Here is a 16,759-nt window from a genome sequence, read left to right on the forward strand (position 1 = left end):
ATTGAAAAATGATTGCATTATTTCTGAAAACCCGCAATCGGCTTTTATCTTGACAGAAGTATTAGTTTATACCATCTTTTATTTGTTGACCCTAATTCATCCTAGCCTGCCACTGGCGACGCCCCACTAGCTTAAAGAGGAAATTCCGTGAATGCTACGTACATCAATACAATGACAATAAGGAAATGGCTGGCCAGTTTCGCCATCCTGCTCTCTGTCCTTTCGCTCGGCGCCTGTAAAACGTATCCCTCTCTCGTCGCAGAAGAGGCTTATGTGGGACATGACTATCTGGTCGGCCCCGGCGACATGGTGGATATCATCGTCTGGCGCAATCCGGAAGTTTCCATGAGCGTGCCCGTTCGGCCCGATGGAAAAATTACCACCCCGCTTGTGGAGGATCTGCCCGCCAGCGGAAAAACCTCGACCCAATTGGCGCGGGATATCGAGGAAGCCTTGTCCAAGTACATTCAACAACCCGTCGTTACGGTTGTCGTGACAGAGTTTATCGGTCCATACAGCGAGCAAATCAGGGTAATAGGGGAGGCGGCTAAACCCCAGGCATTGCCGTATCGCGAACAAATGACACTTATGGATGTTTTAATTGCAGTAGGTGGGGTGACGGAATTTGCGGCAGGCAACCGGTCCCGAGTGATTCGCAACGTCGATGGAAAGCAGCAGCAGTTCAGTGTTCGACTGGATGATCTGATCAGGGACGGAGACATTACTGCAAATGTACCCATGCGCCAGGGTGATGTGCTGGTAATACCGGAAAGCTATTTTTGATGTGACGGCCCCTGCCTGATTTTTTGGATCATGGGTCGTTCGGGACGGGATCTCGCTTTCGCAATAGAATTGGGTATAGGCCATATGGACTCTTTTAGAGAAGTTGCGTCTGGTCCAGAATTGGAAAGTAGATGAGGTGATCTTTAATATCGTTTCCCTGTTTACCCGGGATATGCAGGGCTGGCCGGAGTATGGAATTCATGCTGGCTTTGCTTGTTCCATTTCAACAGTCAGGATCTATGATAAAAATGGGCGTGTTTGGTTTCCCGGAATTGATGGCGCCGATATTTGGCAAAGACCGGTTTCCAGGCGCTTTTTCGTCTGCAGGACGGGGACAGCAGCAGAATTTTTAAGGACTATCTGACTCATGGAGGAGTTGACTTCTCAACTGCTTGTTTATCTCAAGGGGGTCTGGAAGTACCGCTGGGCTGCCGTCGCTACTGCCTGGGTCATAGCCATAGCAGGCTGGATCATAGTCTACAAGCTTCCCGATGATTATCAGGCATCGGCCAGAATTTACGTCGATACGCAAAATGTCCTGAAGCCATTGATGGCGGGCATGACCATCTCTCCCGATTTGCAGCAGCAGGTTTCCATCATGAGCCGCACCTTGATTAGCCGGCCGAATGTGGAACGTGTGGTACGTATGGTGGATCTGGACATCAAGGTGAAGGACGTCAAGGACCAGGAGAGGTTGGTCAAGGAACTAATGGATAAAATAAAGCTGGGGACGACAGGACGCGACAACCTTTTTACCATTCATTACAATAATCAGAATCCCAGACTAGCCAAGGATATAGTGCAATCCCTGTTAACGATTTTCGTGGAAGGGGGCCTCGGCGACAAGAAACAGGATTCTTCTTCTGCAATCCGCTTTATTGATGAGCAAATCCAGAGTTACGAGGAGAAACTGATAGCTGGTGAAAATAATCTCAAGGCATTCAAGCAAAAGAACATCGGTTTGATGCCTCAGCAAGGGAGCGATTATTACGCGCAACTGTCGGCTGCTTCGGAAGATCTCAATAAAACCAGATTGGATTTGCGCGAGGCGGAACAGGCGCGCGATGCCATCAAGAGGCAGATTACGGGGGACGAGCCTATTCTCATGGTGGAACAGACTGACCCGTCCTCGATAGTCAATGTGGAGCTTGATTCGCGGATAGAAGCATTGAATAAAAATCTCGATGCGCTCAGGCTCAACTTTACCGAACTGCATCCTGATATCATTTCGGCCAAGCGATTGATTGCCCAACTCGAGGAACGGAAAAAAGAGGAAGCCAAGCTTGTGAGGCCCAGTTCCGATCCTGGGAAGAACTATAGCCCAATGTTGCAGCAGTTGAACGTGGCGCTAGCGGAAGCCGAAGCCGACGTCGCTTCCATGAGGGCTCGAGTAGAGGAATATACTGCGCGTTACGATAGGCTGAAATCGCTGAGCAATGCTGTTCCGCAAGTGGAGGCGGAGCTTGCGCAACTCAATCGCGATTACCAGGTGAATAAGTCCAATTACGAGAAGCTTCTTGAACGGCGGGAGTCTGCCAAAATATCGGGTGAACTGGGATCGGCAACTGAGTTGATGTCTTTCAAGATCATCGACCCACCGACCGTCCCTGATCTACCAGTAGGACCCAACCGCAGCAAACTGTTTTCGCTGGTATTCCTGGGGGCGCTACTTGCAGGCATCGGGATGGCCTTCGTTGTCAGCCAGATAAGACCGACGTTCCACAGCCAGAATAGCCTTCGTGAGTTCACCGGCAGGCCGATACTGGGTTCAATTCCTATGATATGGACCGACAAGGAAAAAATAAAGCGTAGAAAACGGCTTTATGGGTTTGGCTTGTCGCTGGTATCGCTATTGGGATTGTACGGCGCGTTGATGATCAGGATGGCTCATTAACTATAAAAACCGCCATTACTTTTTCGATAGCCGTTCTCTCATTGGTATCGCTGCCAACTTTTTACCGCAGTCATGCGCCCACAGAGGTCTGCGTACAAATACGGCACAGGTGGAAAGGAAAATAGCCGCAACGGGCGTAGATAAATCTATAAGTCTGCAAGTTTCATTAGTAAGATGAGGATTCCAGCCGGATGTTCCAAATTCGGCATCGCCGTTCTTTTACCTCTGGTATGGTTATAATCCTGTTACGGGGAATATTCGGATCTGTTCACAAGATGCCAGACAGGTAGTCATGATATTGCGAATTTCAACCATATATGCATCGGAGAGAGTGTGAGTATCATCGAGAAAGCCGCAGGGAAGCTTGACAAAGAAAGAAAGCTTGGCACTGTCCAGTTGGCGCCCGAAGTTTCCGCAAATCTCAGCGAGTCGGTTATCCGGGAAAAGGATGATCCGGCTGGAAAAAACGATGAGCTTCGGCCTTCTCCAGCTTCCGGCACTCCCGACCGTCCTCTTTCGGCATCTGTTTTGACCCCCAAGAGGATCACCCTCAATCACACCAAAATGCGCGAATACGGCATTGTGACGCCCGACCAGGGGAGAACGCAGATTGCCGAGCAATTTCGGGTAATCAAGCGTCCATTGCTCACCAATGCTTTCAACAAGGGTCCGGGCATGATAAAGAATGGCAACCTGATCATGGTTACCAGCGCGCTCGCGGGGGAGGGAAAAAGTTTCTGTACCGTCAACCTGGCGATGAGCATAGCGATGGAGATGGACCGGACCGTGCTGCTCGTGGACGCGGACGTTGCTCGCCCCACGGTGCCTAAAATCCTGGGACTGGGAACAGAGCAGGGATTAATGGATATCCTGCTGGACGACAATCTCGACTTGGCGGATGTGCTCATCAAGACCGATATCGAAAAGTTGACCTTGCTTACCGCTGGAAGACGGCACTCCCATTCAACCGAATTGCTGGCGAGCCAAAGCATGGGTGCATTGTTGCGCGAACTTGCGCAACGTTATGCGGATCGTGTCGTCATTTTTGATTCACCGCCTTTATTGTTAACCAGCGAGGCGCGCGTCCTCGCGGGCCAGATGGGGCAGATTGTTCTGGTAGTGGAAGCCGAAACAACGTCACAGCAGACTGTAAAGGAAACGCTCAGGCAAATCGAGTCATGCGATGTCGTGAATCTGATTTATAACAAGGCCCGATCATTCTCCGGTGGCGAGTATTACGGCTACTATTACCATGAAAGCGCCTAGAAATAAAAGGTGCCATAGTTACTCCCTTACCGCAGTTTGGCTTGCCGCCACACCGATGCTGTTGCTGCCTCTTCATTCACATGGCCAGTTCCAGACCCCGCTAGGGGTGGCTCAGGGCCAGCTTCCGCAGTTTCGTGCCGCTCCCCCCAACACACCGGCCAACGAGCCGATAGGCGGATGGCGAATTCTTCCCCGGCTGAACGTGGTCGAAACATTCTCCGATAACGTGCGGTTGCAGCCTGAGGCACTGCAAAGAAGCGATTTCGTCACACAGATCAATCCCGGCTTGGTGGTAACCGGTGTGGGAACGCGTTATTCGGTCAATATAGACTACACCATGAACAACCTGATTTACGCTAACCTCAGCAATTTCAATCGGATACGACATCAGTTGAATGCGATGGGAACGGCGGAGCTAATCAAGGATTTCTTTTTCGTGGATGGTAGGGCAATAATGACGCAGCAGAACGCGACCCTGTTTGGCGCCCAGGGTGTTAACAATATTAACGTTACCGGCAACCGGCAGAATGTAAACATTTATAACATCAGTCCTTATATTCGCTACCGTTTTCAGGACATTGCCACGACGGAGTTGCGCTATACGCGCAACATGGTCAACTCGAGTTCCAACGCGCTTTTCAATAGCCAGGCCGACGCCTATCAGGCCAGCCTGAACAGCGGCACTGCCTTCAGTACCGTGCAATGGGGTTTCAACTACAGTCATCAGGCGGTCCATTATGAACGCACCAACCGAACGGTAGAGTTCGAGCGTTCTATCGGCAATCTTCGCTACATGGTTACCCCGCGATTCGGGTTGACTGCAACCGGCGGCTACGAAAGAAATACTTTTCTCTCAATCCGCGGCAGCCCATCGAGCCCCACCTGGACAGTTGGTTTTATATGGGAACCAAGCCAGAGGACCAGCATCGCATTCAATGCCGGGAAAAGATTTTACGGAGATACCTATTCGGCAGTGGCGACTCACCGTACCCGAATGACCGTGTGGGACCTCAATTATGATGAAAATATAACCACCTTTAATCAGCAGGCAGGCATGAGTGGGGGGTTCAATATCGGAAATTCGCTTGCCCAGCTTATGGCGGCACAAAATCCCAGCATGAGCCCGGAAGCCATTCAGCAAAGTGCCCAAGCGCTTCTTGGTCTCGGCCTTCAGGGCTCCTTTTTTGATCCAAACAATTTTTTCAGCAACCGGCTTTTCCTGCAGAAGCGCTTGCAGGCGTCCGTGGCCATGAATGGCATACGAAATACATTTATATTAAGAGGCTTCGACATGAGGCGCAAAGCTTTTTCGCCAGAAGGGGTGGATTCCGGCCTTATCAGCGCAGGAAACGCTGCTTTGCTCAACAACACCAGACAGACCGGGGTCAATGCCTTATGGAGCTACAGGCTTTCTCAGCTTACCCGCGCCAATATCGATCTTACCTATACGCGTTTCGCTTTTCTTGCAGTAGACAGGGTGGACAATCTCGGCTTGGCCAGAGTTAGCCTGACTAGACAATTACCGCAACTCCTGCCCAATATGATAGGCATGCTCGAAGTCAGGCATAACATGCGTCAATCCAACCAGCCGGGTCTGAGCTACCATGAGAATGCGGTGGTGGGCACCCTGAGCATGAGTTTCTAGCGAGATAATCAATGTACCAATCATTCTACGGCTTCAAGGTGAAACCGTTTCAACTGAAGCCAGATCCCAATTTTTTCTTCGGCAGCAAAGGCCACAAACGGGCCATGGCATACCTGGAATATGGCCTTTCTCAGGGAGAGGGTTTTATTGTCATAACGGGTGAGGTGGGCGCTGGCAAGACCACGCTGGTGCGTAATCTGTTTCGTGAGCTGGCCGGTGAAAAGATTGCCGCTGCGCAAATCGTGAACAGCGGCCTGGATTCGGACGATATGCTGAGGCTGGTGGCGGCCGCTTTTGGCTTGCCCCATGAGGATACGAGCAAGGCGTCGGTATTGATTCGCCTCGAACAATTTTTGCGGCAATGCGAGCTGCAGGGAAAGCGTACGCTGCTGGTAGTGGATGAAGCCCAGAACCTTTCACCCAGCACCGTGGAGGAATTGAGGATGTTGTCCAATTTCCAGACAGAGGACAGGCCCCTGCTTCAGACATTTTTGCTGGGCCAGCCCGAGTTCAGAAAAACCCTCCTGAGCAGCGGCATGCAGCAGTTGCGGCAGCGGGTAACCGCGACATATCATCTTGGTCCTATGGACCTGGCCGAGACACGCGCTTATATTGAGCACCGGCTCCATACAGCCGGCTGGTGCGGCGACCCGTCGTTCGGCGAAGATGCCTTCGAGAGTATTTTCGAGCATTCATCTGGCATACCCAGGAGAATCAATGGGCTGTGCGATCGGCTTCTGTTGATGGGATGCCTAGAAAATCTGCATCATTTCAATTCCGCCGAAGTCAATGAAGTGATTCGGGATGTTCAACAGGAGTTTGACATGCCAGGCGAACTGGCCGATGGATCCCGGAGCGCCGGACCCAGGAACAGTGAAGAAGGGGAAAATACTGTCGGCAGCCTGAAAAATGTCAACGAGCGGCTCGCCACGCTGGAAACCTCCTTTACGTCCTTATTGACTCTGCTCAAGCAGATCCTTTCTCTTGCCGGTGTCAACAAAAATCTTCGTAAGGACAAGGTTTAAAGCTTGGTTAAGGCATGATCGCCCAACCCATCGGCTTAAATGAATTTCAAAATGGAATCCACATTGATACGTAACGCAATGACCATAGATGTGGAGGATTACTTCCAGGTTTCGGCGTTTGCATCCCATATCCCGAGGGATGCCTGGACAACTATCCCCTGCCGGGTGGAGTCCAATATCGACCGTATCCTCGCGCTATTGGATGATGAGGGAACCAAGGCGACGTTTTTTACTTTGGGATGGATCGCGGAGCGTTATCCCGAAATGGTGAGGCGCATCGTCGCTCAGGGTCACGAGCTCGCAAGCCATGGTTGGGCCCATTACCGGGTAACGGACCAGAACCCGGATGAATTCCATGAAGATATCTCGCGCAGCAAGGCGCTTCTGGAAGATATCGGCGGACAGGCGGTGCTGGGTTACCGTGCACCGAGTTTTTCCATCGGACGGCACAATCAATGGGCGCTGACAGTCCTTGAAGAAGCGGGGTACCGTTACAGCTCGAGCATTTATCCTATACAGCACGACCATTATGGCATGCCTGATGCACCTCGCTTTGCTTATCATCCATGCAGCGACAAGGGGTTGCTGGAATTGCCGATTACCACTATGCGCCTGTTCAGACGGAACCTGCCCGCTGGGGGCGGCGGATATTTCCGGCTTTGGCCCTATCCCATTTCGCGCTGGTTTTTGCAAAGGTTGAACCGGCTCGAACGCCGGTCCGCGATCTTTTATTTCCATCCATGGGAAATGGATCACGAGCAACCCAGGCAAACGGGTATCAGCATGAAAACGCGTTTCCGCCACTACTATAATCTCCATCGCATGGAGGCTCGTATCGCAGCTCTGACACGGGATTTCAAATGGGATCGAATGGATCGGATTTTCCTGGAATAGCGATGAGTTCTCCGGTCGCCGTACTCCAGGAAGGGTTTCATGATCCAGAGTATTCGTTCGAAATGCCCACCGTGCATGTCCTTCAGCCCGAGGATGCAAAAAAGTGGGATGAGTTCGTATCCCGTTGTCCGGAAGCAACCTTCTTTCACCGCTCCGGGTGGAAAAGAGTCATCGAGCAGGCCTTGGGGCACAGAACGTGGTTTCTTTATTCGGAATCAGGCGGCCACATCCAGGGCGTGCTGCCCTTGGCGGAGATCGATAGCCTTTTTTTTGGGCACTCCCTGAGTTCTCTTCCTTTTTGTGTTTACGGTGGCATCGCGGCCATTTCAGAAGCGGGCAGGGACGCGCTGGATAAAGCCGCCCAGGCATTATCAGTCCAGCTAAAGGCGGATTACCTGGAATACAGGAACCTGAAGACATTTCACGCGGATTGGCCTGCCAAGGATCTTTACGTAACCTTCCGCAAGGAAATGGATACGGATGTAGAGAGCAACATGCAGGCGATACCCCGCAAACAGCGGGCCATGGTGCGCAAGGGTATCAAGGCGGGGCTCGAAAGTTCGATCGATGAGGATACCGATCGGTTTTTTGCCGCGTATTCGGCGAGTGTGCATCGATTGGGCACGCCGGTATTTTCCAGGCAATATTTCCGCCTTCTTAAAGACGTTTTCAGCGACGATTGTGAACTACTGATTATCACCAAGGAAGGGAGAACCGTCGCGGGTGTGATGAGTTTTTATTTCCGTAACGAGGTTTTGCCATATTACGGCGGCGGAACGAGTGAAGCGCGCGACCTGGCGGGAAACGATTTCATGTATTGGGAGCTGATGCGGCGCGCCTGCGGGAGAGGCTACATGATTTTTGATTTCGGGCGGAGCAAGCGCGGCACCGGATCGTTCGATTTCAAGAAAAACTGGGGGTTCGAGGCACAACCGCTCCACTATGAATATCAGTTGCATGCCGCCCAGGCAATGCCGGACCACAATCCCCTCAATCCGAAGTATCAGCTGTTCATAAAAGCCTGGCAAAAAATGCCATTATGGCTCGCCAATCTCATCGGTCCCCATATTGTCAGGAATCTGGGCTAGCCTGGTGAAAGAACTTCTTTATCTGGTTCACCGGTTTCCGTATCCCCCCAACAAGGGGGACAAGATACGCTCCTATCATTTGCTCAAGCACCTGATCAAAGATTATCGCGTCCACCTCGGTACCTTTATCGATGACGAAAAGGACCACGAGTACCTGGACAAGGTGAAAAGCTTGTGCGCCGAAACCTGCATCATTGATCTCCATCCTGGGACGGCACGTTTGCGCAGCCTCGTCGGCCTGCTCTACGGGCAGCCTCTTACGTTGCCCTATTATCGCAACACAGACTTGCAGGCCTGGGTAAACAGCATTCTTCAGAACCGGCCCATAGAGCATATAGTGGTTTTTTCATCAGGCATGGCGCAATATGCCAGCGAAACAGCGGCTGCAAGACGCATCATCGATTTCGTGGATATCGATTCGGACAAGTGGATGCAATATTCCGCCAGCAGCGGATGGCCATTGAACTGGATCTATCGGCGGGAATCAAGGTTGTTGCTCGAATATGAACGGCGCGTGGCCCGCGAGTTCGATAGCGCGACCTTCGTTTCAGAGGCGGAAGCCGATCTGTTCAAACGACTTTCCCCGGAAGCCGCGGAGAAGGTTACGTACTTCAACAACGGCGTCGACGCGGAATATTTCTCTCCCCTGCATGGCTATGCCTCCCCTTATCCGAAGGATTCAAGCATCCTGGTTTTTGTCGGGGCGATGGACTACTGGGCAAATATCGATGCTGTCGAGTGGTTCGCGCGGGTTATCTTTCCCAAGGTTCGCGCAACCCGGCCCGATGTCGGGTTTTATATTGTTGGCGCTCGGCCTGCTGCGGCAGTCATGTCCCTGGAAGCGCTCCCGGGCGTAACAGTGACGGGAGCTGTTCCCGACGTCCGCCCCTATCTGGCTCATGCTGTTATGGCGGTAGCGCCTCTACGCATAGCTCGAGGCATACAGAACAAGGTACTGGAAGCCATGGCAATGGAACAGACGGTGGTTGCCTCTCCCCAAGCATTGGAGGGAATAGATGCGCTTCCTGGAAAAGAGCTTCTTGTGGCTAAAGATGAAAATGAATTTGCCGATAAGATCATAGGGCTTCTGCGGGAGGTGCCCGGGCGTGAAATCGGGCGTGCTGCCAGAATCCGGGTTCTCGGCGATTACAGCTGGAAACGGAGCATGGAGCGGGTGGATGCGCTTCTTTCCCAGCCCAAGGTCCTTCGTGCGGATATGCCATTGCATCATGACCTTCAGCATTATTACGAACCCAACGGGAGATGACGGATGAGCGTGCGCGCGCCGCGAGAGCTTGTGCATGACAGCGGCAGGATTGCTGGGCAATCCGGTCTGCGGACTGCCGCGGTGCTTGCGTCCATTACTGTCGCAGCGATCCTTTTCGCCTATCACGCAACCACCTGGGCCATGGTTTCAATCTGGGAACGTTCGGATACCTTTGCCCACGGATTTCTGATTTTTCCTTTTAGCGCATACTTGATCTGGACCCAGCGTGAAAAGCTGAGGACGATCCCGCCTCAACCCAATCCCCTGGCCCTGCTGGTGCTGGCTGTCCTGGGATTCGGCTGGCTGCTGGCAGCGCTCGCCAGCGTTCAGGTGCTGGAGCAATACCTTTTCGTGGCGATGATTCCCGCTGTGGTGTGGGCTATCCTCGGCAGCCGCATGGTGCTGGCGCTCGCGTTTCCATTAGCCTATCTCTTGCTGGCCGTGCCTTTCGGCGAAGCGCTCATTCCGCCGCTAATCGAATTCACCGCCGACTTTACCGTAAAAGCACTGCAGCTGAGCGGCATCCCGGTTTATCGGGAGGGCAGTTTTTTTGCCATCCCAAGTGGAAACTGGTCGGTAGTCGAGGCCTGCAGCGGCTTGCGCTATTTAATTGCGTCATTCACGCTGGGTATGCTCTACGCCTACCTGACCTATCGCAGCCTCGCCCGCCGTCTTGTTTTTATCGCTCTTTCCGTGATTGTGCCCATTATAGCCAATGGCATCCGTGCATATCTCATCGTGATGACTGGCCATTTGAGCGACATGCAACTGGCGGTCGGCGTGGATCACCTGATCTACGGCTGGATTTTTTTTGGTTTTGTCATGTTGCTGCTATTCTGGTGTGGATCGCTCTGGCGCGAGGATGAAGACATCAATGGAAGGGACAAGCCTTCTTCCATGCATCATGGTCTCCCCATTCAGGAGAGCCCGGGGGCGGTGAAAGGAGCATTCATGGCCTCCGCCGCGGTCATTGCCATCGCTTCCTTCTGGCCGGCCTACGGCAGTTACCTCGAAACCCGGTTTTCCCGCAGCACCGATCCTGAAATCACCATTTCGGGGATATCGGAAAAATGGCAGGCAAGCGAAACCCCCGAGTCCGGGTGGACGCCTGTCTATGTGGGGGAACCTGCTCAACTGGGACGCGCCTACCGAAACGGCAGATTTTCCGTAGATCTTTATATCAGCTATTACCGCAATCAGCGGCAGGGGAAGGAATTGATCAGTTCGGGAAACGTCCTTGTTCCCGAGCTGGATCCCATATGGCGCAATGTGGGGGAGCGTGCACGCCCGGTGGATTTCGGTTCGGAGGAAATTACCATCAACGAGAGTCAGTTGCGGTCTTCGTCAAAAAATCTGGTGGTCTGGCGCTGGTACTGGCTGGGTGACGAGGAAACGATCAGCCCATATATGGCAAAGATGCTGATGGCAAGGAAAAAACTTCTCGGACGAAACGATGACGCGGCAGAAATCATCGTTGCCAGTTCCTACGATGAATCGCCGGATGAAGCAATCTTGGTACTTCAGGACTTTCTCCGCGACATGATGCCGGAGATCATGCGGAGCCTCAAGAATGCAGAGGATCGTTAATAGTCTGCAGGGTCATGTGGAGGTCGGGGAGATTGCCGGGCAGCCTCCCTTGATTGTCCATGTGATTCATCACCTGGGGGTTGGCGGCCTGGAGAACGGGCTGGTAAATCTGATCAACCATATTCCACCTGAACGTTATCGGCACGCAATCGTCTGTCTCAAGGGGTACTCGGAATTCCGGCGGCGCATCAATCGAAAAGATGTGGAAATCGTGGCGCTCAACAAGCGTGAGGGTCAGGATTTTGGCCTTTATCTCAACCTCTTCCGGACATTCAGGCGATTGAGGCCGGATATCGTCCACACGCGGAATCTGGGAACGATGGAGGGACAAGTCATTGCGGCGCTGGCTGGCGCTCCGATAAGAATCCATGGAGAACATGGCCGGGATATATTCGATCTTTATGGAAAAAATCGCAAATATAATCTGCTGCGGAAGGCAATCAGCCCCTTCGTGGATCATTTCATTGCCGTGAGCCGGGATCTGGAATCATGGCTCGCCAGCACGGTTGGCGCCCCACCTGGCCGCATTGATCAGATTTATAATGGGGTTGATACCCTGCGCTTCCGGCCCTCGGGCGCCAAGAGTTCCGTCGGCGGCCCGGAAGGATTTTTCACGGAGCATTCGTTTGTCATCGGCGGTGTTGGAAGGATGGCGGAAGTAAAGAACTATCCAAGCCTGGTCCAGGCTTTTCTGATGCTGCTGCAAAAAGAACCTTCTGCCCGGGAAAGATTGCGTCTGCTTATCGTTGGCGAGGGGAGCACGCGGCATCGATGCATGGAGATGCTGCGCGAGGCTGGTGCGCAAGCCCTCGCCTGGTTTCCCGGTGAGCGCTCCGATATACCGGAAATGATGCAGGCAATGGACCTGTTCGTCTTGCCTTCTCTGGGCGAGGGCATATCCAACACCATCCTGGAAGCCATGTCGACGGGCTTGCCGGTAATAGCAACGCAGGTTGGCGGAAATGTGGAGCTGATCCAGGAAGGGCTCACAGGTTTGCTCATCCCGCCAGCCGAGCCAACTGCGATCAGCGATGCCATCCTCAAATACTATGAAAATCCCGATTTGCTGGTTCGTCACGGTCAAGCCGCGCGCCGCCATATCGAATCGAATTTCAGCATGGAAGCGATGACCGCGAGCTATCTGCGGGTATATGACAAAGCCTTGCGGCACTGACTGCAGGAACAGGAAATCAGAGGAAACGGAAGCATGTGTGGAATTGTAGGTTTGTTTGATACTCGCGGCAAAGGGGAAATCGACCGGAAATTGCTCGACCGCATGAACCAGGTCCAGACTCACCGCGGTCCGGATGAGGGGGAACTATATACCGAACCCGGTATAGGCCTGGGACATCGGCGGCTTTCCATCATGGACGTTTCCAGCGGGCAACAGCCTCTTTTCAACGAAGATGGCAGTGTGGTGGTGATTTTCAATGGGGAAATCTATAACTTTCACGAACTGGCCGAGGAGCTTGTCGCGGCCGGTCATACCTTCCGAACTCATTGCGATACGGAAGTCATCGTGCATGGATGGGAAGAATGGGGAGAGCAGTGCGTTGAGCGCTTTCGTGGCATGTTCGCGTTTGCCATATGGGATCGCAACCGCGAAATCCTGTTTCTCGCGCGTGACAGGCTCGGTATCAAGCCACTTTACTATACTCTTCTCGATGATGGCGCATTCGTTTTTGCCTCAGAGTTGAAGGCGCTTGTCGCTCATCCCGATTTTGACCGGCAGATGGACTCCCATGCCATCGAGGAATATTTTGCCTATGGGTACGTTCCCGAGCCAAAGACCATATTCAGGCGCGCGTTCAAGCTTTCTCCGGGCCATTCATTGAAACTTCAAACCGGGCAGAATATTCCCAGGGTGCGGTGTTACTGGGATGTCCCCTTTGCGCCTCATGGTTCCATCAGTATGCAGGAGGCGCAGGAAGAACTGATTGCGCGGTTGCGGGAATCAGTAAAGATTCATCTCATGACGGAAGTGCCACTGGGTGCCTTTCTCTCAGGTGGTGTGGATTCCAGCGCAGTGGTGGCGATGATGGCGAATCTCATGGATGAGCCCGTCAATACCTGCTCCATTTCATTCGGTGATCCGGCTTTTAATGAATCACAGTATGCACAAGCAGTAGCCAATCGCTATCACACCCGCCATAACGTCAACCAGGTCGATGCGGACGACTTCGATCTGATAGACAAGCTCTCGACTTTATACGATGAGCCGTTTGCCGACAGTTCGGCTATGCCTACTTACCGCGTCTGCCAACTGGCCAGGCAGCGCGTAACGGTTGCCCTGTCCGGAGATGGCGGCGATGAAAATCTGGCCGGGTATCGCCGGTACCGCTGGCATATGTATGAGGAGCGCATGAGGACAGTGCTGCCCCTTGGCATTCGCAAGCCTTTGTTTGGCGTGCTTGGAACCCTCTATCCCAAGGCGGATTGGGCCCCCAAGGTTTTACGGGCGAAATCCACTTTCGAGGCTCTGGCGCGCGACTCCGTGGAAGGCTATTTTCACAGTGTTTCCATTGTCCGGGATGAAATGCGGCGGCGCCTGTTCAGTGCATCGTTCAACCGCGATCTCCAGGGATATAACGCTGCCGAAGTGTTGCGCATGCATGCCGGCAAATGTCCCACCGACGATCCGCTATCCCGTGTCCAGTACCTGGACATGAAGACCTACTTGGTGGGGGATATCCTGACCAAGGTTGACCGTGCCAGCATGGCGCATTCGCTGGAGGTTCGCGTCCCGCTGCTGGATCATAAGCTCGTGGAATGGATATCAGGACTGCCTGTGTCCTACAAGCTGCATGGCCATGAAGGCAAGTATGTCTTCAAGAAGGCGCTGGAGCCCTATCTTCCCGACGAGATTCTGTACCGGAGCAAGATGGGGTTTTCGGTGCCATTGTCGAGCTGGTTTCGCGGCCCGCTGCGCCAGAGGCTGTATGATGCCCTGATGGGTCCCGTTTTAGCGGATACCGGGATTTTCAATAGATCATTCCTGCAGGAATTGTTCGATCAGCACCAATCGGGGCGGCGTGACCATAGCGCGCCGTTATGGACCTTACTGATGTTCGAAGCTTTTCTGCGCAACGTGCTTCACGCACAGCAGCCGGTTGCGGTTTCGAATGACTTGAAAAACTTCAGGGTCGCATGAACGGCGTGCGGGCATGCAGGAGCCGCTGTTGCGATTTCCGGATCGATCGAACTGTCTGCGTGCTTCCGCAGACAGGCAAGGCTCACCCCGGGTTCAGTGATTCTAATTTTTATTGGCTTTCATCCCGATGATAGATGTATTCATCACCGTGGATGTAGAGGTATGGTGCGACGGTTGGGATGATATCGACGCCAAGTTTGGCAGCGCTTTCCAGCGATATATTTATGGTCCGACGCCGCGTGGCGATTATGGCCTGCCCTACCAACTGCGCCAGTTGCAGGAATATGGCCTGATGGGCGTGTTTTTCATCGAACCCCTGTTTTCCACCCGTTTCGGTCTGGATCCGCTGGCGGAGATCGTTGGTCTGGTGCGGGATGGCGGGCAGGAAACACAACTTCACTTGCATACGGAATGGGTGGATGAGTCGCGTGAGCCGCTTCTGGACGACATTACCGCCAAACGACAATTCCTGCATTACTTCTCGTTGCAGGAACAAATCACGCTGATCGGAGCTGGGGCGCAATTGATCGGCTCGGCGGGAGGGCAGCGTGTTACCGCCTTTCGGGCAGGCGGCTTCGGCTGCGACAGAAACACTTTGCGTGCGCTTGCTGCCAACCATATACCTTTTGATGCCAGCTATAACGCCAGCATTTTTGGTCCCGAGAGCGGAATCAGCCCGGACAGGCTACTGGTCGAGCCTGTCGAATGTGAAGGCGTTTACGAATATCCGATGGCAGTTTTTTCCGGTGGCACCCGCACCTTGCGCCATGTTCAGCTGACCGCCTGTTCATTTCTCGAGATGGAGGGTTTGCTCTGGCAGGCGCTGGAGTCCGGGCGCAAGGCATTTGTCATTTTGTCCCACAATTTCGAATTGCTCAATGAAAGCATGAATCGGCCGGATGAAATCGTGGTAAATCGCTTTCGCAAGCTGTGCGCTTTCCTGGATCGTCATCGGGATTGTTTCCACGTAAGGGGATTTTGCGGTTTGACTCCTGCCTTGGCAGAAGTGCAGCCGCTGCCGCTCAAATCCGCCGCGTGGAAAACTGGCCTGAGAGTGCTGGAGCAAGGCATGCGACGGGGGTTGAGGTGAATCAGCCATGGCACGCCAGCAAAGTGCCGATAAAGCTCCAGCTCGGGGAAAAGACTCTGTTCGCACCTGAATTACGGCTGCAGGTTTGCGAGATAGGACTGGATGACGAAACTTTGCCCGTGGCGGAACCCATGCCGCCGGAAGACGCCCTCCCACCCGGAAACCAGGGATTTCTGATACGCTCGCTGCGTGTTGCCGGAGAGCAGCCGGTACTTGCGCGGCGCAGAGGGTATCTTTGCTATGTGCCTTCCCAGCATCGCCGCTACTATATCGACATGCGGCTGACCTTCGAGGAGTACAGGAACAAGTTTTCATCCAAGACGCGTTCCACTCTCAACCGCAAGATCCGGAAATTTGCGGAGCATTCGGGTGGAGAGCTTTCGTGGAAAGTATACCGCCACCCACCTGAAATGCCGGACTTCTTCAGGCTTGCCCGCGCGGTTTCGAAGACCACATACCAGGAGAAATTGCTCGATGCCGGGCTGCCGGACTCGGAAGAGTTTTTTCAGGAGATGGAGCAGCTTGCCCGAAAAGGATGTGTCAGGGGTTTTATCCTTTTTCACAACGATCAGCCAGTCTCCTATCTTCATTGCCCCATCATCAACAAGGTCGTCATTTATGCCTACCTTGGATACGATCCTGCCTATATGGATCATTCCGTAGGAACGGTTCTGCAGTGGCTTGCTCTCGAGTACTTGTTCGAGGAGCGCGCATTCCATTTCTTCGACTTTACTGAAGGACAATCAGAGCACAAGAAACTGTTTGCGACCCATCACGTGCAGTGCGCAAATGTATTCTTTCTGCGCAGCAGTATGCGTAATCTATTGTTGCTGGGCAGCCAGAGGGCTGTTGATAATTTCAGCAAGCTTGTCGGTGATACGCTCGATCAGCTTGGGCTCAAGTCGAAGATAAAAAAAATGATAAGGTTCGGCATCTGATCATTTACATGCTTTGCGTCAATGCGTTCCGTGTTGGCATTATCATGGATTCAGCCGGCGTGCCGCCGGTACAGAAGATTTGCTGATCCTGCTGTAAATTTTCCGCAAAACAGTGCACGGCTATCCAATCC

The 16,759-nt window shown here is 53.1% G+C and carries 13 protein-coding genes; all 13 read left to right on the forward strand.

Features of this window, described 5'->3' with window-relative positions; genetic code table 11:
* Positions 1-171: 171 nt before the first annotated feature.
* The 13 genes from ACZ5CE_RS01750 (at position 172) to ACZ5CE_RS01810 (ending at position 16,628) form a co-directional block, all read left to right on the forward strand.
* Positions 172-783 carry an XrtA/PEP-CTERM system exopolysaccharide export protein gene (locus ACZ5CE_RS01750; protein ID WP_464577375.1) on the forward strand — a complete coding sequence of 204 codons (612 nt, stop codon included), beginning with the start codon at positions 172-174 and terminating at the stop codon, positions 781-783.
* A 367-nt stretch (positions 784-1,150) separates the two neighbouring features.
* The gene (locus tag ACZ5CE_RS01755; RefSeq protein WP_464576047.1) at positions 1,151-2,677 is read left to right on the forward strand and encodes an XrtA system polysaccharide chain length determinant; all 1,527 of its coding nucleotides are present in this window, start codon (positions 1,151-1,153) and stop codon (positions 2,675-2,677) included.
* A gap of 333 nt (positions 2,678-3,010) precedes the next feature.
* Positions 3,011-3,943, forward strand: coding sequence for an XrtA-associated tyrosine autokinase (locus ACZ5CE_RS01760; protein WP_464576049.1), 933 nt, complete (start codon positions 3,011-3,013; stop codon positions 3,941-3,943).
* A complete protein-coding gene (locus ACZ5CE_RS01765; protein WP_464576050.1) occupies positions 3,930-5,588 on the forward strand; it encodes a TIGR03016 family PEP-CTERM system-associated outer membrane protein in 1,659 nt (552 codons plus the stop codon). Before ACZ5CE_RS01760 ends, ACZ5CE_RS01765 begins: the two co-directional genes overlap by 14 nt.
* Positions 5,589-5,599: 11 nt before the next feature.
* Positions 5,600-6,613 carry an XrtA/PEP-CTERM system-associated ATPase gene (locus ACZ5CE_RS01770; protein ID WP_464576051.1) on the forward strand — a complete coding sequence of 338 codons (1,014 nt, stop codon included), beginning with the start codon at positions 5,600-5,602 and terminating at the stop codon, positions 6,611-6,613.
* A 51-nt stretch (positions 6,614-6,664) separates the two neighbouring features.
* The gene (locus ACZ5CE_RS01775; RefSeq protein ID WP_464576052.1) at positions 6,665-7,507 is read left to right on the forward strand and encodes an XrtA system polysaccharide deacetylase; all 843 of its coding nucleotides are present in this window, start codon (positions 6,665-6,667) and stop codon (positions 7,505-7,507) included.
* A gap of 62 nt (positions 7,508-7,569) precedes the next feature.
* Positions 7,570-8,595 (forward strand): FemAB family XrtA/PEP-CTERM system-associated protein, encoded by a 1,026-nt coding sequence (locus ACZ5CE_RS01780; RefSeq protein ID WP_464577376.1) that lies wholly within the window; start codon positions 7,570-7,572, stop codon positions 8,593-8,595.
* Positions 8,596-8,599: 4 nt separating this feature from the next.
* Positions 8,600-9,862: a TIGR03087 family PEP-CTERM/XrtA system glycosyltransferase gene (locus ACZ5CE_RS01785; protein ID WP_464576053.1), complete on the forward strand. Its 1,263-nt coding sequence runs from the start codon at positions 8,600-8,602 to the stop codon at positions 9,860-9,862.
* A 3-nt stretch (positions 9,863-9,865) separates the two neighbouring features.
* Positions 9,866-11,449: an exosortase A gene (xrtA, locus tag ACZ5CE_RS01790; protein WP_464576054.1), complete on the forward strand. Its 1,584-nt coding sequence runs from the start codon at positions 9,866-9,868 to the stop codon at positions 11,447-11,449.
* Positions 11,433-12,623 carry a TIGR03088 family PEP-CTERM/XrtA system glycosyltransferase gene (locus ACZ5CE_RS01795; protein ID WP_464576055.1) on the forward strand — a complete coding sequence of 397 codons (1,191 nt, stop codon included), beginning with the start codon at positions 11,433-11,435 and terminating at the stop codon, positions 12,621-12,623. The genes xrtA and ACZ5CE_RS01795 overlap by 17 nt, the downstream gene beginning before the upstream one ends.
* Before the next feature lie 33 nt (positions 12,624-12,656).
* Positions 12,657-14,600 carry an XrtA/PEP-CTERM system amidotransferase gene (locus tag ACZ5CE_RS01800; protein ID WP_464576056.1) on the forward strand — a complete coding sequence of 648 codons (1,944 nt, stop codon included), beginning with the start codon at positions 12,657-12,659 and terminating at the stop codon, positions 14,598-14,600.
* A 127-nt stretch (positions 14,601-14,727) separates the two neighbouring features.
* The gene (locus ACZ5CE_RS01805; protein ID WP_464576057.1) at positions 14,728-15,690 is read left to right on the forward strand and encodes a polysaccharide deacetylase family protein; all 963 of its coding nucleotides are present in this window, start codon (positions 14,728-14,730) and stop codon (positions 15,688-15,690) included.
* Positions 15,687-16,628 carry a GNAT family N-acetyltransferase gene (locus tag ACZ5CE_RS01810; RefSeq protein WP_464576058.1) on the forward strand — a complete coding sequence of 314 codons (942 nt, stop codon included), beginning with the start codon at positions 15,687-15,689 and terminating at the stop codon, positions 16,626-16,628. Before ACZ5CE_RS01805 ends, ACZ5CE_RS01810 begins: the two co-directional genes overlap by 4 nt.
* The last annotated feature ends 131 nt before the right edge of the window (positions 16,629-16,759 follow it).

The organism is Nitrosospira sp. TNL200 (assembly GCF_055386305.1).